Annotated in this window: 20 protein-coding genes; 7 read left to right on the forward strand and 13 right to left on the reverse strand. The window is 42.9% G+C overall.

Annotation, left to right across the window (positions count from 1 at the left end):
• Positions 1-243: 243 nt before the first annotated feature.
• Positions 244-843, forward strand: a complete 600-nt coding sequence (gene cbiT / locus PseudUWO310_RS10670; protein ID WP_142600945.1) for a precorrin-6Y C5,15-methyltransferase subunit CbiT — start codon at positions 244-246, stop codon at positions 841-843.
• 164 nt (positions 844-1,007) lie between these two features.
• Here cbiT and rpiA read toward each other — a convergent pair whose 3' ends face one another.
• Entirely contained in the window at positions 1,008-1,721 is a 714-nt protein-coding gene (gene rpiA / locus PseudUWO310_RS10675; RefSeq protein WP_009627039.1) for a ribose-5-phosphate isomerase RpiA, read from the reverse strand.
• A 180-nt stretch (positions 1,722-1,901) separates the two neighbouring features.
• Positions 1,902-2,960, reverse strand: coding sequence for an undecaprenyldiphospho-muramoylpentapeptide beta-N-acetylglucosaminyltransferase (locus PseudUWO310_RS10680; protein ID WP_142601067.1), 1,059 nt, complete (start codon positions 2,958-2,960; stop codon positions 1,902-1,904).
• 622 nt (positions 2,961-3,582) lie between these two features.
• Here PseudUWO310_RS10680 and PseudUWO310_RS10685 point away from each other — a divergent pair.
• Entirely contained in the window at positions 3,583-4,374 is a 792-nt protein-coding gene (locus PseudUWO310_RS10685) for a VanW family protein (RefSeq protein WP_142600947.1), read from the forward strand.
• Positions 4,375-4,659: 285 nt separating this feature from the next.
• Here PseudUWO310_RS10685 and PseudUWO310_RS10690 read toward each other — a convergent pair whose 3' ends face one another.
• Together PseudUWO310_RS10690 and PseudUWO310_RS10695 are read right to left on the reverse strand one after the other, a co-directional pair.
• Positions 4,660-5,358, reverse strand: a complete 699-nt coding sequence (locus tag PseudUWO310_RS10690) for a pirin family protein (RefSeq protein WP_142600950.1) — start codon at positions 5,356-5,358, stop codon at positions 4,660-4,662.
• Positions 5,359-5,568: 210 nt separating this feature from the next.
• The gene (locus PseudUWO310_RS10695; protein ID WP_142600952.1) at positions 5,569-5,805 is read right to left on the reverse strand and encodes a CDGSH iron-sulfur domain-containing protein; all 237 of its coding nucleotides are present in this window, start codon (positions 5,803-5,805) and stop codon (positions 5,569-5,571) included.
• Between the two features lie 104 nt (positions 5,806-5,909).
• Here PseudUWO310_RS10695 and PseudUWO310_RS10700 point away from each other — a divergent pair, with 104 nt between their 5' ends.
• The gene (locus PseudUWO310_RS10700) at positions 5,910-6,305 is read left to right on the forward strand and encodes a winged helix-turn-helix transcriptional regulator (RefSeq protein ID WP_223805618.1); all 396 of its coding nucleotides are present in this window, start codon (positions 5,910-5,912) and stop codon (positions 6,303-6,305) included.
• Between the two features lie 490 nt (positions 6,306-6,795).
• On the opposite strand, the gene PseudUWO310_RS10705 is transcribed toward PseudUWO310_RS10700, so the two are convergent.
• The 3 genes from PseudUWO310_RS10705 to PseudUWO310_RS10715 all read right to left on the reverse strand — a co-directional run bounded on the left by PseudUWO310_RS10705 (position 6,796) and on the right by PseudUWO310_RS10715 (position 10,817).
• The gene (locus PseudUWO310_RS10705; RefSeq protein ID WP_142600954.1) at positions 6,796-8,535 is read right to left on the reverse strand and encodes a DUF3352 domain-containing protein; all 1,740 of its coding nucleotides are present in this window, start codon (positions 8,533-8,535) and stop codon (positions 6,796-6,798) included.
• A gap of 561 nt (positions 8,536-9,096) precedes the next feature.
• Positions 9,097-9,849, reverse strand: a complete 753-nt coding sequence (locus tag PseudUWO310_RS10710) for a M48 family metallopeptidase (protein ID WP_142600957.1) — start codon at positions 9,847-9,849, stop codon at positions 9,097-9,099.
• A 17-nt stretch (positions 9,850-9,866) separates the two neighbouring features.
• Positions 9,867-10,817: a hypothetical protein gene (locus tag PseudUWO310_RS10715; RefSeq protein WP_142600960.1), complete on the reverse strand. Its 951-nt coding sequence runs from the start codon at positions 10,815-10,817 to the stop codon at positions 9,867-9,869.
• A gap of 398 nt (positions 10,818-11,215) precedes the next feature.
• Between PseudUWO310_RS10715 and PseudUWO310_RS10720 the strand changes: the two genes are divergently transcribed.
• Complete coding sequence (locus PseudUWO310_RS10720) at positions 11,216-11,896, forward strand: pentapeptide repeat-containing protein (RefSeq protein WP_009625264.1); 681 nt, start codon at positions 11,216-11,218, stop codon at positions 11,894-11,896.
• Positions 11,897-11,937: 41 nt separating this feature from the next.
• Here PseudUWO310_RS10720 and PseudUWO310_RS10725 read toward each other — a convergent pair whose 3' ends face one another.
• Positions 11,938-12,882: a glycosyltransferase family 9 protein gene (locus PseudUWO310_RS10725; RefSeq protein ID WP_142600966.1), complete on the reverse strand. Its 945-nt coding sequence runs from the start codon at positions 12,880-12,882 to the stop codon at positions 11,938-11,940.
• A gap of 568 nt (positions 12,883-13,450) precedes the next feature.
• Positions 13,451-14,617: an acyl-CoA dehydrogenase family protein gene (locus tag PseudUWO310_RS10730; protein WP_142600969.1), complete on the reverse strand. Its 1,167-nt coding sequence runs from the start codon at positions 14,615-14,617 to the stop codon at positions 13,451-13,453.
• Between the two features lie 1,081 nt (positions 14,618-15,698).
• On the opposite strand from PseudUWO310_RS10730, the gene PseudUWO310_RS10735 reads away from it, so the two are divergent.
• The gene (locus PseudUWO310_RS10735) at positions 15,699-17,129 is read left to right on the forward strand and encodes an ATP-binding protein (protein ID WP_142600971.1); all 1,431 of its coding nucleotides are present in this window, start codon (positions 15,699-15,701) and stop codon (positions 17,127-17,129) included.
• 431 nt (positions 17,130-17,560) lie between these two features.
• On the opposite strand, the gene gltX is transcribed toward PseudUWO310_RS10735, so the two are convergent.
• Entirely contained in the window at positions 17,561-18,997 is a 1,437-nt protein-coding gene (gene gltX / locus PseudUWO310_RS10740; RefSeq protein ID WP_142600974.1) for a glutamate--tRNA ligase, read from the reverse strand.
• Between the two features lie 126 nt (positions 18,998-19,123).
• Between gltX and PseudUWO310_RS10745 the strand changes: the two genes are divergently transcribed.
• Positions 19,124-20,527, forward strand: a complete 1,404-nt coding sequence (locus PseudUWO310_RS10745; RefSeq protein WP_223805619.1) for a sensor histidine kinase — start codon at positions 19,124-19,126, stop codon at positions 20,525-20,527.
• A gap of 339 nt (positions 20,528-20,866) precedes the next feature.
• Positions 20,867-23,233 (forward strand): potassium channel family protein, encoded by a 2,367-nt coding sequence (locus PseudUWO310_RS10750; RefSeq protein ID WP_142600976.1) that lies wholly within the window; start codon positions 20,867-20,869, stop codon positions 23,231-23,233.
• An 8-nt stretch (positions 23,234-23,241) separates the two neighbouring features.
• Here the strand turns inward: PseudUWO310_RS10750 and PseudUWO310_RS10755 are convergent, their stop codons facing one another.
• From PseudUWO310_RS10755 to PseudUWO310_RS10765, 3 genes are all read right to left on the reverse strand, one after another.
• Positions 23,242-23,412, reverse strand: coding sequence for a hypothetical protein (locus tag PseudUWO310_RS10755; RefSeq protein WP_190315980.1), 171 nt, complete (start codon positions 23,410-23,412; stop codon positions 23,242-23,244).
• A 207-nt stretch (positions 23,413-23,619) separates the two neighbouring features.
• Positions 23,620-23,955: an endoribonuclease MazF gene (gene mazF, locus PseudUWO310_RS10760; RefSeq protein ID WP_142600980.1), complete on the reverse strand. Its 336-nt coding sequence runs from the start codon at positions 23,953-23,955 to the stop codon at positions 23,620-23,622.
• Entirely contained in the window at positions 23,949-24,191 is a 243-nt protein-coding gene (locus PseudUWO310_RS10765) for an AbrB/MazE/SpoVT family DNA-binding domain-containing protein (RefSeq protein ID WP_142600982.1), read from the reverse strand. The genes mazF and PseudUWO310_RS10765 overlap by 7 nt, the downstream gene beginning before the upstream one ends.
• Positions 24,192-24,217: the final 26 nt, after the last annotated feature.

Genomic DNA, 24,217 nt, shown 5'->3' on the forward strand with positions numbered 1-24,217 from the left:
ACAAGGAATGGTGGAGATGGGCGGCGCTTCGCGCCGCCCATCTCCACCATATACAGCAATTATCGATCAAACGAACCACAAGGGAATTTTTGAAAGCTTTGCTTCGCAAAGCTTTCAAAAATTCCCTTGGTTTGGGTTTGAGCGCAAAGCGCTGTAAATCCTTTCCTTTTTAGAACCAGCAATTTTTAGGGTAGAAAAACGTTATATTTAGCATGTTTAATCATCTAGTGCGCCAAGCTCATCATGCCTGAACCTATCTGGTCATACGTTACCCCTGGCATCCCAGACGAATTATTTGATCGCTTGCCTGGCATTCCCATGAGCAAATGCGAAACGAGGTTATTAATTATCGGACAACTACGTCTTAGAGTGGACTCGGTGCTGTGGGATATTGGAGCGGGCACAGGAACTATTCCCATTGAGACAGGATTGCTATGCCCCAGAGGTAAAATCGTCGCGATCGAGCGTGATGAGGATGTTGCGGGCTTGATCGTCAAAAATTGTCAGAAGTTTGGAATTGATAATGTCGAAATTAACATTGGCAGTGCGCCTGAATGTCTAACGAGCCTGACAACAGAACCCGATCGCATTTGTATTGAGGGTGGGAGATCGGTATCAGAAATTCTGGAATATTGCTGGGAAAGGTTAAAGGTCGATGGAAGAGCGATCGCAACCACCAATAGTTTAGAAGGGTTATATGCAATTTCCGAGAGCTTTGCCAAACTACAAGCGCGAAATGTGGAAGTGGTGCAATCCTCAGTCAACCGCTTAGAAACTCGCGGCAATCGTCAAGTCTTCGCCGCAGTTAGTCCTATGTTTATTATTAGTGGTGAAAAGTTATAAAACCAAAAAGATGGGAGGGGCAAAGCCCCTCCTATCTTTTTGGTCAAGAAATAGCGGTGCGGGGCAAAGCCCCGCACCGCTATTTCTTGGTTTTTATACCAATTTCCAAAAGTGTAGCCACACTTTTGGAAATTGGTATTAGTGGGAAGGGCGTATCAAAATGCTTAAGAAATTTCACGGATTTGAGGTTTGCCGTCCTTAAATTCACCCACGAGGATGAGATCGGTTACACCTACGAATAGCCCATTTTCCACAACTCCAGGAATATTATTTAGAGTTTTTTCAAGTTCGGCAGCATCGGCGATCGCCTCAAAAGTTACGTCTAAAACCATATTGCCCTGATCGGTAATTACGGGTCCATCCTTTTTAATCCCCATCCGCAGATCGGGCTTACCACCTAATTTTTCAACAGCTCTAGTTACAGGGGATATTGCCATCGGCAAGACTTCGAGCGGTACGGCAAAAGTTGAACCCAGCTTATCGACTAGCTTTGATTCATCGACCACAACGATAAACAATGTCGCTAACGAATCAACCACTTTCTCGCGAGTGTGAGCCGCGCCACCGCCCTTAATTAAGGTTTTGTGAGGATCGACTTCATCTGCTCCATCGATCGCGACATCAACGCGATCGACATCATCGAGACTGCGGATAGGAATGCCATATTTTTTGCCCAATACCGACGCTTGGAATGACGTAGGAATGCCCACGATATCGGTTAGTTCGCCCGCCGCTAGCCTTCTACCTAACTCCTCGATCGCGAAAGCAGTCGTAGAGCCAGTACCCAAGCCCACAACCATACCTGACTTTACTCGTTGCGCGGCAGCTATACCAACTTCTTGTTTTAATTTTTTAATATCTTCAGCCGAAATACTCATTTATAAATCTCAAAGCAATGCTTTTAATCCTATCGCACCCTGCGATCAGTAGTTGTAAGGGTTTTCAAATTAAGAAATGGCTACGCCATTTCTTAATTTGGCATAAAACCAGAGTAGCGCATTACTCGCATAGCAAGTATTGCGCTACTCTGGTCTGATTATTGCGCCGCCATGCTCTAGCTATTGAAATCCTTTGATTAAAGTCGTGATCTGCGCGATCGCGTTAGTTGCCTCGCTTTGATTCATGTTTTGGATATATTCATCGCGATGCAGATCGAGATCGGCGATCGCCTTTAATAAACTCTCACTAGTTAAGTCTTCTTCTAACAGGACAGCACTATAGCCACGAGTCTGAAAAGACTGAGCATTAAGAATCTGATCGCCTCGACTGGATAATTTTGATAGGGGAATTAGTAAATGCGGTTTGCGTAAAGTCAGAAACTCGAAGACCGCATTAGCCCCCGATCGGGACACCACTAAATCAGCGATCGCTAAAATATCCGCAAGTTCCGTTCCTAAATACTCAAATTGCCGATAGTTCGGATGTCCTTCGAGATTAGTATCGATATTCCCTTTGCCGCAAGCATGGACAACTTGGTATTTCTGCGTAAGAGAAGATAAAATCGAACGCACAGCTTGATTTATTTTTGCCGATCCCGTACTACCTCCTACCACAAACAGAACTGGTAAATCAAGATTAAATCCGCAAAGTTCACGACCTCTGGCGGCCTTACCTTGCAGAATATCGGGACGAATGGGCAAGCCCGTATGCTTGACTTTGGCATCATATTTCGCTAACGCCTTCGCAGTTTCGGGAAAGGTAACACAGATTTTCGTAGCAAAAGGAATTGATAAACGGTTGGCTAAACCTGAAGAGAAATCGGACTCATGGATAATGACAGGAATTCGTTGCAACCAACTGGAGAAGATCACGGGAACGGTCACAAATCCCCCTTTAGAAAACACCACCTTAGGTTTAATTTTGGCGATCGCCCCATAAGCATCGAAGATGCCCTTAATCACCTTAAACGGATCGATGAAATTCTGCCAAGAAAAATAGCGCCGTAATTTCCCCGATGAGATGCCATAATAAGGGATACCAGCTTCCGCAACTAGCTTTTTTTCAATACCGTTTTCAGAGCCAATATAGACAACTTCCCATCCTTCAGCCTCAAGACTAGAAATCAAGGCAAGATTGGGACTAACATGACCAGCAGTGCCTCCACCCGTCAATACAATTTTGGGCTTCTTATCTAAGTATTTAGATTCTGATTGGAAGTTTGACCGATCTTTTGAATGATCTTTAGTCTGGTTAATTGCGCCCACAGGTGTTAAACGTCTCTAGATATTTGACTATTATTTGACTATTATTTGACTACTATTCAACTATTAAGAATACTGAATTATTCATTATCAGTTTTGAGTAGTCCTCAACAGGAAAGGATTCATACGGTAATGATGGGCGGCGCTTCGCGCCGCCCATCATTACCTATTTAGCACTACCTAGTTTTGTATCGACATTGTACCAATTTCATGGCTATTTCCCAAGACGAGCCCATAAAATTCAATCAGAGATTGGCGGCGCGGAGTACCACTGTAACTAAGTAGCTAGGCATAAGTAAACTTAAAAACCAGAAGAGCATACCGCCCGCTACGCGGGCGGTATGCTCTATGCCCAGTTATACCAATTCACGAAAGTGTGACAACACTTTTGTGAATTAAACACCAAACCCAGTAAGGTTTTAAGATTCCCAAAATGGCAATGCCATTTTGGGGATTGGTATTACTTATGCAAGATTGTATGCAAGAATTAGTTCAGGAACTAAAGCTAGGTGAAAATTTAAATTTGAGGAGCTAGGACATGCAGCAAGTCTGGCAAAATTTGAAAAAGCCAATCCGTAATAGCCTTAAATATACTAAAGCTTTAGTTAAAGGATATCCATTCCATTATGCAAATCAGCAAGAACCTAATGCTCTCGATCGCTATTCGCATAAATGGACAGAATTCACAACTTCTATTCCCGATCGCGGTACATCAGAAATTCGCGCTAATCGAATTTGGAATTTAAAACTTGCTGCCGAACGTATCCATTGTTTGAATCTTGCCCCCCAAAAAATTTTTAGCTTTAGCGATCGCATTGGCAACCCGACTAAGTCTAAGGGATTTCGCGAAGCTCCTGTATTTGTCAATGGTCAAGTCTTAGTAGATGCGGGGGGCGGTTTATGTCTGATCGCCACCAATATTTTTAATACTTTACTTTATGGAGGTTGCGAAATTTTAGAACGGCATTGTCACAGCATTGATGCCTATGGAGAGTCAAGGTTTTATCCCCTAGGTCAAGATGCCGCTGTCGCCTACGGCTATAAAGATTTAATCATTCGCAATCATAGTTACATTCCTTTGCAATTACGCTTTCAGATATTAGAACAGGAAGGTAAAATTCAGTCTAGTCTATGGGGAACTATACCAAACCCTTACATCATACGAGTGGAATCTCAAGTGATCGAGCAAATCAAACACCCCGATCCTCAATATCTAGCAGGATGGATTACCAAAACTTCACGCTATGTCAAAAAAGAAATAGATCGATTATCTCCTTGGAAATGTGATTATGAGGCGATCAGCCTATATCAACCCTGTGCTAAATCTTGAAATTGATTGTAGCTGTCGCCAATTGCACTAGGATATAAACCCCAAGAATTGAGTGGCGGCGCGGAGCGCCGCCACTCAATTCTTGGGGTTTGATTTGTCCTATGTCCAGTGACGGCAGCTATATCACTAACAATGTCCCGTCCGCTGAAAAGAACCACAACAAACTTTTTGAAAGTGTTGCTTCGCAACACTTTCAAAAAGTTTGTTGGTATAAGGTTTGCTTAGGACATAAAACCCCAAAGATGAGTGGCGGCGCGGAGCGCCGCCACTCATCTTGAACTATAGTTAAGCCAAATCAAAAATCAGCAATTCAGCATTACCTTGGGCAGTCAACTTCAAATCACCAAAAACATCACTAGAAATTGCATCACCTTCCTTCAACAAGCGATCGCCTACGAGTAGACTGCCCCTTGCCACCTGAATCCATGCATAGCGATTTTGCCTCACTGTATGCGTGATCTCTGCGCCATCTTCGAGAATAGAAGCATATATATCCGCATCTTGATGAATTGTGACCGAGCGATCGCGCCCATCGGCGGAGGCAATCAACCGCAACTGATTGAGCTTTTCTTCTCTAGAAAAAGAGATTTGTTCGTAACTAGGTGTAACATTTTCTTGATTCGGTAAAATCCATATTTGTAATAAATGAGCCATTTCCGTCGGTGAATGATTGAATTCACTATGGGTAATTCCCGTGCCTGCACTCATTCTCTGTACATCACCAACGCGAATGATCGAGCCATTACCCATGCTGTCCTTATGCTCCAAGGCTCCATCTAGCATATAGGTAATGATTTCCATATCTCGATGGGGATGAGTTCCAAAACCTTTGCCACCAGCAATCCGATCTTGATTAATTACCCGCAACGAGCGAAAAGACATATGCTGCGGATCGTAATAACTGGAGAAAGAGAAAGTGTGATAGCTATCAAGCCAACCATGATTTGCATGACCTCTCTCTTCAGATTTGCGCATAGTCAACATATTTTTTTCCCTCTAATGATTGAATGATTAATGATTGAATGATTATGAAAAGTACTCTAAGTAGCTAAGCATAACTACAGCATTTTGCGATCGAATCCAAACCTAGAAATTTTTTAAAAGTGTTGCGAAGCAACACTTTTAAAAAATTTCTAGTGGGTCTTTTGATCGGAAATTACTATAAACCCAGAGTCAAATATGCTGAACTACTTATTAGAGTTTCGCATGTGCGCCATCACAGAATGGAGCGTTACCACTATGTTTACAGAGACACAGAGCAACGGTCTTGGTTTCCGTTACTTCAAAGGCTAGCGGTGTAAACTCGGTACCTTTGTGTGCGCCGTTACAGTAAGGCTGATTGGCAGATTCGCCACAGGTACACCAATAATAAGTTTTTGGTTCCAGTTCCAATACAACAGGCTTCTTGTCAGCAATCTTCGGTGCGCTCATTATTTTTCCCAAATGCGTTGGTTAATGACAAACCAACTATAATTGGCTTGCACTCTTTACGTAAAGTATGTACTTTTTTGTAAGGTACATACCAAAAGGATACTATGGAGCAATACACTGATACTTTTATTATTAAACCCTTAGCCGAAAATGATGATAGCGCCTCTTACCAAGGTGGGAAAACGAGCTGTGCTGTGGAAGCGACATTGGAAGCGATCGGTGGCAAGTGGAAGGTCTTGATTTTACACGAATTATTTAATGGCACCAAGCGCTTTGGCGAGGTACATCGCAATTTGCATAGCATTACTCAAAAAATGCTTACTCAACAATTACGCGAAATGGAGAGAGATGGATTAGTGCATCGCGAGGTGTATATGCAAGTCCCGCCTAAGGTGGAATATTCTCTTACGGCTTTAGGTAAAACATTACAACCCGTGTTAGAAGCCATGCATCTTTGGGGCAAGAGATATTTGGAACAATACAAAAGCCACACTTTATAAGCCTTTTGTATTATTCCAAACCCCAAGAATTGACTGGCGGCGCTTCGCGCCGCCAGTCAATTCTTGGGGTTTGATTTGTCCTCATTCAAGTGACTGTAGCTATAAATTAAAAAGCCTAGAAGAGCGTACCTCCCGCGTAGCGGGAGGTACGCTCTTCTAGGCTTTTTAATTAACGTGAGTTCGGGATAATTTGAAACGGGCTTTTAGAAAAGGTTCGCTATGCAAACCTTTTCTAAAAGTCCAAAAGTAATACCAATTCCCAAAAGTGTAGCTACACTTTTGGGAATTGAAAACCAAACCCAGTAAGGGTTTTAAAATCACAAAATGGCTACGCCATTTTGTGATTTGGTATAAAAGCCTTGCGCAGCAAGGCTTTTACTTTTGGGATTTTGAAATTTGCCAGTTTAACCCGAACTCACGTTAATTAAAAACCAGAGCCATAATCTGTGGTGTAGGCTGAGCCTGCACCACAGATTGCGGGCTTAGCTAATTACTTGCCGCCTTTCTTGAGAGCGAGAATGGCTTCAACGGATGCGGTGTCTTGATTGGGATAGGTAGCGGTAATCGCCAAACCACGGATAGATTCAATCAGAGCCTTAGCTTCTGGAGGAGTTTTGGCTTTCTCCGCAGCAGGCATGAAGGCTTGGACAATATTCCAAGTTTTATCGGCATCGATATAGAAATAGCCAACATTACTGGTAGGAAGAGTACTAATCACTGACTTAAAGGTGGCATCACCATCGATCGCAGTAGTAGGCTTGGGCACGAATAGCGATACGATCGGAGAAGCTGTGAGAAACACTACATCCTGTTGGCTCCAGCCGTGAGATACGATCGCTCCAGGAGCGCCTGGGGCTGACCATTCCGTCACCGCAACTCCGCCAACATCTTTTTTGCTGACCTTACCGCCGTTTTTAGCAACAAAATCATCCAACTTCGCCAGTAGGGATTCACCCGCAGCACGCTTCGTGGTTTGGATCAGTAGCAAAGGTGCGAGTCCTTGGGTTTGGGCTAAAATTCCCTCTGGTTTACCCTCAATAGGGGCGATCGCATATTCACCATCCATCCATCCAAAGATATCCTTATCAAGATCTAGAGCCAATGGCGAAGACTTCAATTGAGTACGCGCGTCATCAATGCTTTTCTTGACTTCGGGTGCTTTTTCGGCTGACTTGACAAATTGTTCCCAAGAACTGTTGATATTAAAACCATTGATCACCATGAATGCTTGAGAAGGAATCTGAGCAATGACCTTGTTGGGTGAATTTTTGAGAGCGGCAATTGCGTCAGGATCAAATTTACCAAGAGCTTTAAAGCGAATACCTGCATCATCGATACCGAAACCCATATTCAGAGATTTCACCTTTTTCAACTGCTCTAATGATTCGGGAGGAATGGTCTGTGGTTCGGGGCTTAGTGCTGACAATTGCACGATAGATTCGCCAAAGTTGGGAACAAAAACTTGGAAGACGGGGTTTTGAATTTTGAGATCGTCAGCACCTACGGAGCCAGCTAGGGAAGCTTCGCCTTTGAAAGTATCGATCGCCTTTTGCGTAGTTTGCTCTTGAGGTGTGACGATCAAGTAATCACCGACCATTGCCGTAACACTGGCATTCGTGCCTTCACCATATTGGGTGACTTTTATACCTTTATACTCGGATTGTTTTTCCTTGCCACCCGCTTTAGTTTTAACCTTATCGGTCAAGAACTTCTCAGCGCCTACCTTGTCTTTAACCTCAACTACCACCAAAATATTGGGAACGACTTTTGTATCAGAGGTAACTTTGTCTTGGACGAATTGTACCGAACCTGTATCGCTCATTGGAACGTAGCGAACTGGGGCAGCAGCTTGGGTGCGCGGTAAGAGACTGGCGGTTTTAGTGGAGGGGAGAATGGCGATGGTAACATTTTTACCAATCCAAGGCTTGACATCCTTTTCATAGTCAAAGTCACCCGTGGAAAGGTTGGTCTTTACCTTGGCGATCGCATCATCGTAAAGTTTTTTGGTCTCTGGCGAGAGGAACTGCTCTATTTTTGATAGGGATTCCCCATCCGTTGACAGAGACATTGCCATCAATGACTGTTTGGGGACGACTGTTAGGGCTCCCGAACCACTAGCAGTAGGTGTAATGGTCGGTTTGTTGAAGAAAAAGTAAGCACCTACGCCACCAGCGACAACTACAGCCGCGCCACCAATAAGTGGTAGTAAATTTGGCTTTGTTTCTGTCATAAATTTAAGACCTCAATTTTATTTTAATTTTATTGATTTCAAGATGTCAGTATAGTACTTAAGTCAAAATCACCATAGACTTGGATTTACACGTCGGTTGTGAGATCGATCGCATTGAATATCCAACAAGACTGCTGCAAAGTCTACAAATAAAGCTATGGCATGAGTCAAGCCCAAATAGGGAGAGGATAGCGATCGCTAAGTATAATCTTCATATTTCTTAGAATTTATCTATAGCTGCCGCCAACTGTATCAGGACATAAAACTCCAAAGAGAGTTGCCGCGCGGAGCGCGGCAACTCTCTTTGGGGTTTTGATTTTGTCCTAACAAAACTGGCGGCAGCTATAAGTACCTCAGCATAATTAAAATCCAGATCTAATACCAAAGCACAAAATGGCTACGCCATTTTGTGCTTTTAAAACCCTTACTGGGTTTGGTTTTCAATTCCCAAAACTGTAGCCACACTTTTGGGAATTGGTATAAAACCTGCGGCGCAGGTTTTAGGGTTTTAAAAAGAGGATTGCCGCGCTCCGCACGGCAATCCTCTTTTGGTATGAGCCCTTAACAATTAAGCCAAGCGGGAATCAATTGCCATGCATGATTCAGCGATTTATCTAGGGCTTTATAATTAGGCTCAAACTTGCTCACTAACTTCCAAAACCGATCCGAATGATTCATATGGACGGTATGGCAAAGCTCGTGAATCAGCACATACTCCACGACATTCGCTTCAAGAAAAAGTAACTTGTAGTTGAGACTAATATTGCGATCGCGAGAACAGCTCCCCCATAGAGTCTTTTGATTACGCACGGCGGTAGTTCGATAGGGTAACTCAAGGCGAAGACTGGTTTTGCGCAACCACCGAAATAGATGGTTTTCTGCCTTTTTCATCAACCATTGCTTCAGAAAAAATTTGCAAGCTTCGACATCCGTAATATTGCCATTGACCACTAACTTTAACTCATTCCTTTTTTCTTGGATGGCGATCGCCCCCGATTTAGTAAAGGTCGGAGAATATTCAATCTGCCATTCCTCACCCAGCGATCGCAAATTGATCCTGTCAGGCAATTGATGGGGCGATTGAGATTGAAAGAAGGCTTCACGCTGATCGAGTTTGAGTTGATTACGGGCAATCCAATCTTTTTTTTTCTGAATCAGTTCGGGAATGTTCTGGCGATCGTAATCTGCGGGGATCACCACCTCTAAGCCAGCTTCTACCGAAAGAGAAAGGCGCACTGATTTGGCGCGATCGCTTACCCGCACCGTATAGGTTGGTAAATTATTATTACCCGAAGGTAAAAAACCAGATGCCATAGGATTAATCGTTAACTTTAATCTTGGAGTAGAATCGTGCCAACAAAGCGAGCATTTAGGCGATCGCGTTCGCGATGGGCATTGCTCCGATTGCTATAGGTGCGTACCTGAATGTAAGATTTCCCTTTAAAAATAGTCACAAAAGCATCAGGAGCCAGTTCACGTACCTGCGCTAAGGTATTCGCATTGGCATTGGGAACGAGAACACGATAGATAGTTGTACCCGTTCCTGTGGTGGGCTTTGATTGGCTGGAGATGGGAACAGAATTAGTGGGTAACGATCCCGTTGAGTTTGCGGTCGTATTTGTATTTGTACTTATATTTGTATTTGTATTTGTATTTGTAGAGGCGGTAGGAGAAGCAATCAAAGATGCCCCAATTACTTGAGCGCCTAGTCCCTGCCCCCGCAGCTTTGCCGCGATCGCATTGGCACTCTGTTGGCTCGATAGGGGCGCAGCTAAAATGACCGAACGATTATTAAAAGTCGCCAGTAAAGTACTCTTTCCTGATAAAGATTGTACCTGTTGCATTTCCAGATTCGGATCTTTGCTCATTTCCACTAAAATCACGGCAGCCTGTAAGTTAGCAGGAACATCATTGACCTTAGCGGAAAAAGAATGAATCACCGCATCCAGCCCTAACTCTCGCAGTTGATTTGCCCGAAACGTAGAAGACTGGGCATTATCAAATCCACCAAAGAAGGTCATGGAAGTATTGAGATAACTGCAAGGAGCCGCGGCAATGGCAAGAAATTCGGGTAACTGGGGCAATTGGTTGGCAGCACGATCCAATATGACCACATAGCGGCGATTGGTTAGCTGCGGACAGGTTTGCGTAGAACCCATAGGCTGAGCGATCGCTGTAGAGCCACCAAAATCACTGAAGGTAAAACCAGCCAGACAAATGGTGCTTACGATGCAGATCGCCCCTGTCCAACTCCCTTTAGCAGAAATTCCTAAGGATTTCATATTGATAGACCTATTCCCTCTAACACAGTGATTTTGCTCATCTACAATCACCAATTTGTCATCAATAACTGAGATATACCACTATATGTTGCGAATTGTCATAACTATGCCAAACTTTTCGGTCTTGGATTACTGTTAATTTATTATCAAACAAGATGTTACTGCCTTTCCACCCATTCAAGGATGGTTATTTTGGGGCAAAGCCACACAATAACCATCCTTGAATGGCAAGGCAGCAGTCATCGGTAATCAACGGTAATCGACATTGGGAGGGGGGAGCTAATTGCTAGGTTTTGGATTTTATTTAGATTTCATTCTGAATTTTCATTCTGAATTTTTCTTCTGAATTTTTCTTCTGAATTGTTATACATAGACGCACTGACAATGGAGCCAAGGTCTTGGCAAATCAAGAACATATAACACAATTGCAACAAGGGGTAAGTTGCTGGAATACATGGCGATCGCAAGAGCATCGCTTGCAAATCGATCTTGTAGAAGCGAATCTTGCCTATGCTGAAGTAAGCAAAGCCAACTTCAGCGGTGCTGACCTGAGCCTAGCAAATTTGGGCGGTTCTAACTTAGTTGGGGCAAATCTGCGCGAAGCTAACCTAACTCTAGCTAATCTGAGCGGATCGAACCTCAGTTTGGCGACATTCCAAGATGTTACCCTCTGCATGACCAATCTTAGCGGCACGAACTTAAGTCTGGCAAACCTCAGTACGGTCAACCTCAGTCTAGCTAATCTAAGTGGGGCGAATTTGAGTGGGGCAGTTTTACGTAATGCCAATTTGATGGGGGTAAATTTGAGTGGTGCAGATTTAACCAATGCCGATCTGACCGATGCCAATCTGAGTGGGGCAAATCTTAATGGGGCAAATTTAAGTCATGCCCAACTATGTGATACGGAGCTAAGTGGGGCAAACCTGAGTGGGGCAAATTTAACTAGGGCAAACCTGAGTGGGGCAGTGTTGCGAAAAACGAACTTTAATGGAGCAAGACTGAAAGAAGCTGACCTAAGCAATACCGATCTCCATGCAGTCAAGCTGGATGGCGCGATTTTGGAAAACGTCAAACATTAATGGCAGAAGGCTCGCAAAGCGAGCCTTCTCCTTCGGGTAAACTAGCCAGCCCAGATTGTCTCTAAAACGATAAGGGGATCGACAGCCTTGAGCGACTGCCCCGCACTTGCCTGTACGTATTTGATCCGTTTTTCGGCGATCGGTAGAGATTTACCCGCAGGCGTATTGGCTCCTAAAATGGCGACTAAAGCCGTACCCACAGCAACGCCTAGCTGCATTGCATCACCCTCCGCACAAATAAATAAATTGGCTGAGGCAATAAAAGCAGTCAGCTTGCCAATATCCGTAGGGCTCGTAATTAAAAGGTTAGGAACTAGGGTGGTTAACTGTTTTAGGAGATCGGCATTGTTAACGCTATCGATCGCCACAATGGGCAAATTTGGCTGTTTTGCTTGGAGATCCTTAGCGATCGTTGCCCAGCTTGCCGCAGGATAATTAGCGTAAGCACCACAATTGAGCAAAATGAAGCCACTTTGTTGAATGCCTAGACGCTTTTGTTCGTTAGTTGACCAGTCCAAATCATTTTTGGGGAGATTAACTTTAATGGGTGGACATTGTTTTTGGATATTTACTGCCATCAACAAGTTATGGTTTTGGACTGCGGTGTATTCCTGCGGATCTATAGCAATAATATCCGTAAGCAAAAAGTCACCCTGACCCTTGAAGGAAATCCGTTTGGGGATACCGCTCAACCATAACAGGACGTTTATGGATAAATTCGGCTGAGTAACGATCGCGGCATCATATTCGCGATCGCGGATCGTCCCAAGCAAATTACCAAAATCAGCCAGAGAGTTACGATCTTTAAAGTCAAACTTGAGCACTCGGTTGACAGATTGGCAAACGCGATAAGCTGCCATTGCCCGTGGCTCTACTACCACATCAATCTCGGCATTGGGGTACTGCTGCTTGAGGGTATCCAATGTCGGGAAAAACAGTAACTGATCGCCAGTCCCACCTGGAACCAAGGCCAGTATTCGCATCATATTTATACATCTCTAGACGAAGACCGTAAGTAATATTACTTTGTTTTTGAGGGTTGATACAGATAGCATTAATACAAGAAAAAATTTCACCCAGTTACTTACAGCGCTTCGCGCTCAAACCCAAACCAAGGAAATTTTTGAAAGCGTTGAGAAGCAACGCTTTCAAAAATTTCCTTGTGGTTCGTTTGATCGATGATTGCTGTAAATAACGTCAGTTCGGGTTAAGTTGGCAAATTCTCAAAGTCCGTTTCAAATTATCCCGAACTCACGTTATAAGTAGCTAGGCATAAGTAAACTTAAAAACCAGAAGAGCATACCGCCCGCGCAGCGGGCGGTATGCTCTTCTGGTTTTGGTTTTTCCAATTCACGAAAGTGCGACAACACTTTTGTTTGTATAGCTACAGTCACTTGAATTAGGACAAATCAAACCCCGAGAATTGACTGGCGGCGCTTCGCGCCGCCAGTCAATTCTTGGGGTTTATGTCCTAGTACAGGCGATAGCTATAAAAAACGAACCCAGTAAGGATTTTCAAAGTTCAAAATGGCGTAGCCATTTTGAACTTTGGTATTAAATATAAAAATCGGGAGTGGGAATTTGATGGTTAAGCGCCCAATCCCCGATCGCCTTAATTTTATATTCCACGGGATCGTGCAGCGTAAAAGTCCGTAAATTTCGCCAATAGCGGTCAAATCCATATTTGGCGGCGGTCGATCTCGCGCCCATCACCTCAAAAATACGGCTAGTTACGTCTAAGCCGACCTTGTGAGCGGCAACCTTGGCTGTCGCGATCGCGATCGCTGTTTCGCCCCTTTCGTTCGCCGTGAGATCCCATTCCCTTTCCCATGCGGCTTGTAATGCTAATCCTGCGCGATCGACAAGGGCTTCAGTAGCTTGCAGATCTACCCACATATCACCATATTTTTCGAGGATATAGGGATCTTGGGTTGCCTTAGCTACCCCTGAATTCAGGAATGCTCGAGTTTCGGTTTGGGTATATTCCCGCGCCGAAGCAAAAGCGCCGATCGCAAGGCCTAAATAGATATTGGCGAGATTTAATTGTGTCAGACAAGCACGAATCGTTTTAAAAGGGCGATCGCTTTGATGGCGATCGCCAAAGATTTCTTGGGGAAATACTTCCACTTGATCGAAGCTGATGCTACCGCTATCGGTCTGACGCTGTCCAATATTGTCCCAATCATCGTGAATAGTTACGCCTTCGCGTTTGGTCGGAATCGCTAAAACTATTAACTCCGAGGTCTCTCGATCTACGGCTGTGATGGGTAAAATATCGGAATCTTTGGAGCCCGAACAAAAACTTTTAATGCCATTTAATCGCCAGATGTCACCATCTCTGGTGAGGGTCGATCGCCGATCTAGGGGATTGAGCGCATTACACCAAAACCAATTATTGCTGATCGTTTCGGTGTAGAATTTTTCCTTCTGTTCCTCAGAGCCAAATATATGCGGAATCGTTACGCCAAGGTGATGGTAGGAGTAGACATGGGCGATCGCACTGTCAACCTTGGCAAACTCACGACTGATTTTAAATACTTCATCCCAAGATAATCCCCAACCACCATAAATTTTGGGAATCGCAATTTTTAGCAACCCGCATTCTCGGATGCGATCGCGTTCGTGCTTTGGCGTACCACCAGCTTTATCGCGATCGGATGCGGTGAAGGCAAATTCGGCGACCAAAGTCGAAACTGTCTCTCGATAATTGGGGCAACTCATAACTGGCAAGCGCTATAGTAATTCGCTAACCATTGTATTTCCAAATGTATAGCTACATTCACTTGAATTAAGACAAATCAAACCCCAAGAATTGACTGGCGGCGCGAAGCGCCGCCAGTCAATTCTTGGGGTTTATGTCTTAGTACATTTGGCGATCGCTATATTTCCAAAACTACTAGGACGGAGATAAAACCCTAAAGATGAATGGCGGCGCTTCGCGCCGCCATCCATCTTTAGGGTTTTATCTCCCAAGCAAGCCTTACGTCAAATATTGCGCTATTTAGCAGTATCTATAACAGCTTCTATCGGATTTACAATAAACAATCGCAATTGTATTCCCCCATCACAAACCAAGAAAATAATGTGGAAATTTATCTTGCTTCATTCATCTAAAAACTTTAATTTCAGCTAAAACAATAAAATCTAGAAAACAAACATAAAACAAGTATAAAACTATAAAAAAACTATATGGTTGTCCTAAATGAATCATATACAAGGACAATTGGCGAATTGTTTTTGCATAAATAGTTCTAGAAAACATCTTTTTTAATGATTCGAGATTGCCAACTAAAATCACGGAAAGATTTAAGATTGCCAACTAAAATTGCTAAATAATGTAGTAATAGAAATATTTATCAATAATTTCATTCTTTAAGGTGATGTGTATTGTTTTGTCCTGTATTAAACCTAGACTCTAGCTTTTACAATACTTTAGAGGGATTAATCAAGAGCAATCGATTATTCTGTTTGACAGCAAGTAAAGAAATGATTTAGATTATAAATGGGGGATAAGTAACCAAATAAATGACAAACAACTAAACATTAAAAAGCTGAATATTAAAAAGCTAAATGAACTTAGAAGTAAATATTCTGAATCTCTTGGATTTGAAAGTCATTACAAATTGTTTCAGTTCACGCTCAAAGAGATTATTTGTAAACCCATGACTATATTGATTCATATTTTTCTTCTATTTTCTGAAATTAGTTGTCTGAAATTCACCTTATTCTCTGCTTACTATAAGAATCTATCATCTTTTTAAGCAGTTGTTAACTTTCACTTTAATCAATACACATATTTATCATGCATTCAAAAACCCCTGTTCCAGCCAATGAGGTAGAGCGTTTAGCTGCTTTACAAAGGTACAACATTCTCGATACGCTTCCAGAGGAAACCTATGATGAGCTAACATCTCTGGCTGCATATATTTGCGGTACTCCCATTGCACTTATCAGCTTAGTTGATGCTAATCGCCAATGGTTTAAGTCCAAAATTGGAATAGACACTTCGGAAACTTCAAGAGATCTTGCCTTCTGCGCTCATGCAATTCTCCAATCTACTCCCTTGGTCGTACCCAATACCCATGAGGACGAACGATTTGCGAATAATCCTTTGGTAGTAGATGAACCAAATATTCAATTCTATGCGGGAACTCCCTTAGTAACTCCCGATGGTTTTGCCTTGGGAACACTTTGCGTCATCGATCGCACTCCCAAAAATCTCAGCACAGAGCAGCTTAAAGCATTGCAAACCCTAGGTAGGGAGGTAATTACTCAATTAGAATTACGCAAACATGTCTCGACTCTAAGCGAAAATATCATAGAAAGACAGAAGGTAGAAGAGTCTCTACGCGAAAGCAACCAACAACTCCAACAAACCGTAGCAGAATTAAAAAATACACAGGCTCAACTTATTCATTCGGAAAAGATGTCTAGTCTAGGGCAATTAGTCGCAGGTATTGCCCATGAAATGAATAATCCCATCAACTTTATTTGCGGTAATATCGGGTATATTCATGCTCAATTGCTAGAAATACTAGAGCTTCTCAAACTCTATCAGGATGAGTCAGATCCTAGCGACAAGATTCAAACCAAAGTCAAAGAGATAGACTTGGAATTCCTTATTGGCGATCTACCAAATACTCTATCTTCTGTTAAAAAAGGTGCAGAACGCATCAATCAAATAGTGCTGTCCTTGCGTAACTTTTCTCGTTTGGATGAAGCCAAGAAAAAGGAATCCGATTTGCATGAGGGGCTTGATAATACGCTTTTACTTTTACAGCATCGCCTTAAGCATATCCATATTAAGCGTGAGTATGACGATTTACCGATGTTAGATTGTAATGCGTCGCAGCTTAACCAAGTTTTTATGTCTATCATTACCAATGCCATTGATGCTGTAGAGGGGGTGATGCATGAGCGATCGCCAGAAATTACTATTCGCACTGAGTTAAGCGATCGCGCGATCGCAGTCAAGGTTATTGATAATGGCGTGGGTATTAACCAAGAAGTTCAAAATTCTATTTTCGATCCATTTTTTACAACCAAGCCCGTCGGTAAGGGTGTGGGTTTAGGGCTGTCTGTTAGTTACAACATCGTTCGGGAGCATGGGGGAGATCTTCAGGTTGTACCACGAGAGGTCGGAACTGAATGCATCATTAAACTTCCCCTATCTGTTCCCCTTACTTTTCACGTCATCTCTGAAATGCCTTCTAGGAAAGAGTTTCAGGATTAACTGTATTTGCAATAAGTGTTACTTAATGACAATGTACAACGCTGGAATAAGGCTTGTGGCGGTAGGAATATTGGCGGTTATGCTGAAACAGCAAGATAACGGGAAAAGTAAGATCTGTTCCCCTATCTAATGATTAGCCTGAAAGTAAGTGTCATTCAGCGCTTTGCGCTCAAAAAAGTTTTCCAATTATACCAATTCCCAAAATGGTGTTGCCATTTTGGGAATCGCAAAACCTTACTGGGTTTGATGTTTAATTCATGAAAGTGTTGTCACACTTTCATGAATTGGTATTACAGCAATTATCGATCAAACGAACCACAAGGAAATTATTGAAAGCGTTGCTTCGCAACGCTTTCAATAATTTCCTTGGTTTGGGTTTGAGCGCAAAGCGCGGTAAGAAATGGCTACGCCATTTCTTACCTTGGTATTATCTATGCTGTAACTGCTCTTTGTAGCCGTTGCAAGGCAATCCCCTTACGATGGAGCAGTACAAGGGTTGGTAGAATCTCTGGTCCATGCAGATCACCCGTAAGGGCAGCCCGCAGCGACTTCATGACAACGCCTTTCTTCACCCCTTGCGACTTAGTGACGGTCTTGATGACTTCCCCCGCAAGATCGGCATCCAGTTCGGACGTTTCTTGGAGCGCTTCGATAAGTGCGGTGATAATCCCCGCGATCGCATCACCTTGGAGAGTTGCCTTTGCCTCATCGGTGTATTCTTCAAACTCAGTGAAGAAAAACTTGCTAATTGTGGCGGCATCGGTCAAGACCGTCAAACTTGGGGCAATCAGCTTGGTCAAGTCGAGGAGCCATTGACGATCGACGGATGTAAGGTCGTAGCCAGCTTCCTGAAGAAATGGAGTCAAGCGATCGCAAACATCTTCCGTAGGTAATGAGTGTAAGTATTGGCTATTAATCCAATTCAGTTTATCCCAATCAAATTTTGCCCCAGCCTTATTAACGCGATCGAAACTGAAAATCTGGGCGGCCTCTTGGATGCTAAATAACTCCTTACCGTCCGAAGGTGACCAACCAAGTAACGCCATATAGTTATTAAAGGCTTCAGGAATATAGCCCATATTCCGAAATTCCCAAACTGAAGTTGCGCCATCCCGTTTAGAAATTTTTGCCCCTTGTTGGTTCAGAATGAGGGGCGTATGTCCGAACTGGGGTGCTTTCGCGCCCAAGGCTTCGTAAATTAAAATCTGTTTGGCAGTATTAGCGATGTGATCTTCCCCACGAATTACTTGGGTGATTTCCATATCAATATCATCGACAACCACCGCAAAGTTATACAGTGGCAAGCCTATATTGCCTTGATCATCAACGCGGGCAATCACCATATCACCGCCGAGATCGCTGCTATTCCAAGACACCGTGCCGCGTACGAGGTCATGCCATGAGATATTGCGTGGTTCCTCAATCACGAAGCGGACTACAGGACGACGACCTTCGGCTTCAAAGGCTTGACGTTGCTCGTCGGTGAGGTGGCGATGGCGATTATCGTAGCGGGGGGCTTGCTTATTGGCTTTTTGGGTTTCCCGCATTGCCTCTAACTCTGCTTCGGTGCAGTAACAGAAGTAAGCTTTTTTCTCGGCTAGCAATTTGTGGACTGCGGCAATATAGCGATCGCTCCGTTGTGTTTGAAAAAATGGTCCTTCATCAAAATCAATCCCCAGCCATGCTAATCCTTCCAAGATATTTTGGGTATATTGATCTTTAGACCGCTCGCGATCGGTATCTTCGATCCTCAGGATAAATGTCCCTTGATGGTGACGGGCATACAGCCAGTTAAATACAGCCGTGCGGGCAGTGCCTATGTGCAGATTACCCGTGGGACTTGGTGCAATGCGAACTCGAACAGACATGAATTTTCAAACATTATAAAATCCGATTATCCTTCATAACATGTTCCCGTGACTATGAAAACACTTCGCACTGGTTTAGATGGGGTAAATCTAAATTCAGACTCTTGACAAATACTTTATAAGTTTATGAAAAAAACATCTTCAAAAAATGTTAGTCCTTCAGAAGGAACTATCTACCTGCGTGAATTTCCCAAATCTTTTAAATTTATTAAATTTGTAAAGCATTTCTCCGCAGTTCGATGGTTTGTGAAGCTAGCAAAAAGTAAGTCTCCCCTCTTTTTCCTCATTGGCACAGCATTTTGGATATTTTGTGCCGAGGTAATAGTTATGTTCTTTTTTATGGCTATACCAAAACTCTCTGAGATTGAGGAAGCCTTGCTTGATGGTGCTTTACTGTCGATCCTCGTCGCCCCAGCCCTTTATTACTTTATTTATAGCCCCTTACGCACTGAGAATATAAAAAGAGAATTAATTGAAAAAGAATTACGACAATTATCAGAACAGTTAAAGGTAAAAACTCAACAACTTGAGGAATATAGCCAGATTTTAGAACTAAAGGTAGCCGAACGCACTCAAGAATTACATAGTAAAAATAGTCATTTACAAGAAATATTAGAGGAACTTCGTAGCACTCAATTACAGATGGTACAGAGTGAAAAAATGTCTTCCTTAGGTCAACTGGTAGCAGGGATAGCCCATGAAATTAATAATCCTGTTAGTTTTATTCACGGCAATCTTTCCCATGTCGATCGCTATAGCAAGGACTTACTGAAATTAGTCCAAGTCTATCAATCCCATTATCCCAATCCACCTAAAAAGATACTATCTATCCTAGATGAGCTGGAACTTGATTTTCTCAGTGAGGATTTAGGAAAAATCCTGCAATCAATGCAATCAGGTACGAACCGTATCAGACAAATTGTCGTATCGCTTCAGAATTTCTCTTGGTTGGATCGGTCTGAATTAATGGCAGTCGATCTCCATGAATGTATCGACAATACGTTAAATATTTTGGATCATAAATTGAGAGGGATAGCGGATTCTGAAAATATTGAAGTGCTCAAAGATTATGGGGAATTACCTTTGGTGGAATGCTATCCAAGTAAAATCAATCAAGTATTCATGAATCTATTATCCAATGCAATCTATATTCTGGAAGAATCTGTACAGAGTCACAAAAAGCAGTCTCGTAGAATTTGGATTACGACTCAAGTAGTGAATGATGATTGGGTACAGATTGCGATCGCCGACAATGGGATTGGCATACCTGAAGACTTGCAAGCTCGAATTTTCGATCCTTTCTTCACGACTAAACCCGTTGGCAAAGGTACTGGTTTAGGCTTATCAATTAGTTACCAAATCGTGACAGAGAGACACAAAGGCTCAATGCGCTGTGAGTCAAGCATAGGAAAAGGAACTATATTTGCGATCGATCTCCCCATTCGACAAACAAAGTCAGTATTTACAGCAATTACCGATCAAACGAACCATAAGGGAATTTTTAAGAGCGTTGCAAAGCAACGCTTTTAAAAATTCCCTTAGTTTAGGTTTGAGCGCAAAGCGCTGTACATAGGCAAGCGAAAAGTATGCTGAACTAAGTAGCTAGGCATAAGTAAACTTAAAATCCAAATGAGCATATCGCCCGCTCAGCGGGCGATATGCTCTCTGGTTTTGTTTTTTTGACTTATACCAATTCCCAAAATGGCAACGCCATTTTGGGAATCTCAAAACCTTACTGGGTTTGGTGTTTAATTCACGAAAGTGTTGTCACACTTTCGTGAATTGGTATTACGAGATAATCTTCTATTAATCTTCGTGGTTTATGATAAATGTCTTGATAAATTAACGAGTCTTAAAATCTACTAAAGAATGCGATCGCTGGCAGCTCTCATTAAAAATTGTTTACTTGACTTAGAAATCAAAGTAAATGTCACCATCAGACAAAAGCGCCAAGAAATACATATTTTGCTGGAGTCTACCTACTTTGGCGATCGCCAAAGTTTAGTAGGGGCGATCGCTAACTGTCTTAGCGACATTGATAATCGGTTGGAGTCAGCAAAAATTTATGCATTTTTGTTCGGGCAACCCTTACCTTTGTGGATAGAAAAGATAGTCCTTTCTCAAGATCAGATTTCTGTAGCTATCGAAGAGAAAAGCATACAGCCCGAAAATCCAAAGGAAATAACGATCGCCGATCGCTTTATTGTTTGCGGGCTAGGCAGCCTTGGACAGCATACCGTATTTAATTTAAAGAAGTTTTCCTATCGAGAGTATGAAGTAAAAATCCGCGCCATCGATAGGGTAAAGCCAGAACTAATGGAATTTGATAACTTCCACGAGTTTCTTGACGAACCCATCATTTTGGGAGATTGCCGCCGTTCCGAAGTGTTAATTAAAGCGGGAATCGCTGATTGTCGGGCAATTTTATTGGTGACTAGCAACGATAATGTCAATATTGAAACGGCGATCGCCGTGCGTCGGCTCAATCCCCACATTCATATTGTGGTGCGCTCCTCAAGGCAAAATCTCAATCAATTACTCAAAGAGCAATTAGGAAACTTTGTTGCCCTCGATCCTGTGGACTTACCTGCGGCCGCCTTTGCCGTAGCGGGTTTGGGCGAGGATACCCTAGGGTTATTTCAACTGGGTGTTCATAAATTGCGCGTCGTGAGCTATACCATAGAGCCCAATGATTATCAGTTTTTGAGAATTCCCGCTTTCCAATTGCATAAAAAGCACTCTCGGCTTTTAAGTCTTGCTGAGTCCCAATCCGATCGCCTTTTTTTTCAATGGCAGCCTGATCGGACTATCCAAGTTGGCGATGAGATTGTATGTATCGAGTATGTAGAACATGATTTCCCCACAATCCATCGTCATCCAGAATTAATTGATCTTTCCTCCTATCCCAATATTTCCATTTCCCAAAAAATTAATCTCCAGTTACGCAAATTTATCAGTTCGGCGTTCTGGACATCTCAATGGAAGCAAATAGTCTCTTGGTTTCAAGCCGAGAAGTCCCGTCGCCTCGTGCTATGGGGCGCAATTACGGCAATTTCCTTGTTAACGCTTAGTTCTGTTATTTTGTTTTTTAATGTGCCGAATATTTCATGGCAGAAGGCTATTTCCACCAGTATCATTTTGCTTTTAGGTGGTTATGGCGATGTCTTTGGCGGATTGGGAGGAGAGGATCAAGTCCCTTTATGGTTAATGCTATTTTGTGTATTGATTACCTTAATCAGCTTGCTGTTTGTGTTGGGAGTGGTGGGATTAGTTACCGATCAGATCCTCAGTTCTAAATTTGAATTTTTTAAGCGATCGCTTCCTCTGCCGAAAAAAGATCACATTATTCTAATTGGATTTGGGAGGCTCGGACAGAGAATCGCTGATCTTCTATTTAAATTAAAACTTCCCTTTGTAATAGTCAGTGAGAATCCCCATGATTGCGATCTTGCCGATAAAGTACCTTGGTTAACTGGCAATATCATCGAAGAATTGTCAAAGACTAATCTAGCTAGCGCGAAGAGTATGCTCTCCGTTACCGACGATCAAATGCTCAATCTCGAAGCAGCACTTTTCGCCCGTGATGCGGCGAAAAAGAACAATCGGCAAATGAATTTGGCAATCCGTACCTACGATCGCTACTTTAGCGACAATCTTTCGGAACTCTTACCCAAATCTCAATCGTTATGTGCCTATGCTCTTTCAGCAGAAGCCTTTGCAGGAGCAGCTTTTGGTGAAACTATGCTGAGTCTTTTTCGCCTTAATCAGCGCACAGTTTTAGTTGCCGAATATGTCATCTCCGAAAACGATACTTTAATTGGCAAGAATCTCTCGCAAATTGCCTATGGCTATACCGTTGTCCCTGTCTATTTAAAAACGCAACAACCTAAGGCAGATGGACATTGTGAGTTTTATATGCCTTCCGATGATGAGGTTATGAAAGCAGGCGATCGCCTGACAGTTTTAGCTTCCATTTCTGGGCTGCGGCGGATCGAGTTGGGGAATCTCCATTCCCCAAAGCAATGGCAGTTACGCGCCAAAAGACCGCTCAATTCCAGTGTATTACTAGATGCGGGAAATAAGCTCAAAAATATTTCTGGGTGCGATCTTGAGGTGGCAAGGCGGTTTATGCAAAGTCTCCCTGCGGCGATCGAGCTGCCCATGTATGACACGCAAGCCTATCGATTAGGGCAAGCCCTCATGCGGCTCCTTCCCATCAAAATTTATCCTCTATAATGACGGATCTAACTCACGCGCAAATAGGGACTTGCGAGAAAATAAGATACCAGTCCAGATTTACCAGAATCGGTGGCGCGGCTCCGCCGCGCCACCGATTCTGGTTTTATATTTGGTACCTCATTAAATCGCAAGTCCCATATCTCATCGATCGCCACCATCTCTCCATCAATAGTCATGAACTTATGATCCTTATTAGCCCTTAGTAGATTTAATGCGATCGCCATTTTCTAACTCATATAGCTGTCGCCAAGTGTATTAGGACATAAACCCCAAGAATTGACTGGCGGCGCTTCGCGCCGCCAGTCAATTCTTGGGGTTTGATTTGTCCTCATTCAAGTGACTGTAGCTATACTCAAAGACTGCCTGATTACCGCGATCGCAAATTAGTTTAAAAGTGTCTCAATCTTGCCAATGACTTCATTAATGATATTTTCTGAAGCCTTCTCAATAAAATCTATTTTTCTCGCTTGCCAGTCTAAGCTCTTAATCTGATCAGCAAGAATCGCTCCCTTAATTTTACTATCCATAAGGATTACTTCAAACTTCCATCCCTTAATCTTGGAAGTAATGGGACAAAACAGAGCCAAATTTGATCTTTGGTTATAGGCTAGCGGCGAAATTACGAAAGCTAGACGATGACCAGCTTGTTCATGTCCAGCCTGCGGATCTAAATCTAACCAGACAATATCACCACGATCTGGAATGTATAGATTTACCATGCCTCATTACCAACAGAAACACCTGTAGAAATTTCTGGATGGAGATGCTCTACGGTCATATTATCGAGTAATTCGTCTAGGGTATATTTTTTACGACGATGCGGTGTCAAAATGATCTTGCCATCAATAATTTCTATGTTGATTTCGCTTCCTGCTTGAATTTGTAACTGTTCAGCCATAGCTTGAGGAATGCGTACAGCTAAGCTATTACCCCACTTTGCGATCGCGGCTGTCATAATCAATAACCCAAACAATGTATATC

Source organism: Pseudanabaena sp. UWO310 (assembly GCF_006861605.1).
Classification (GTDB): Bacteria; Cyanobacteriota; Cyanobacteriia; order Pseudanabaenales; family Pseudanabaenaceae; genus Pseudanabaena.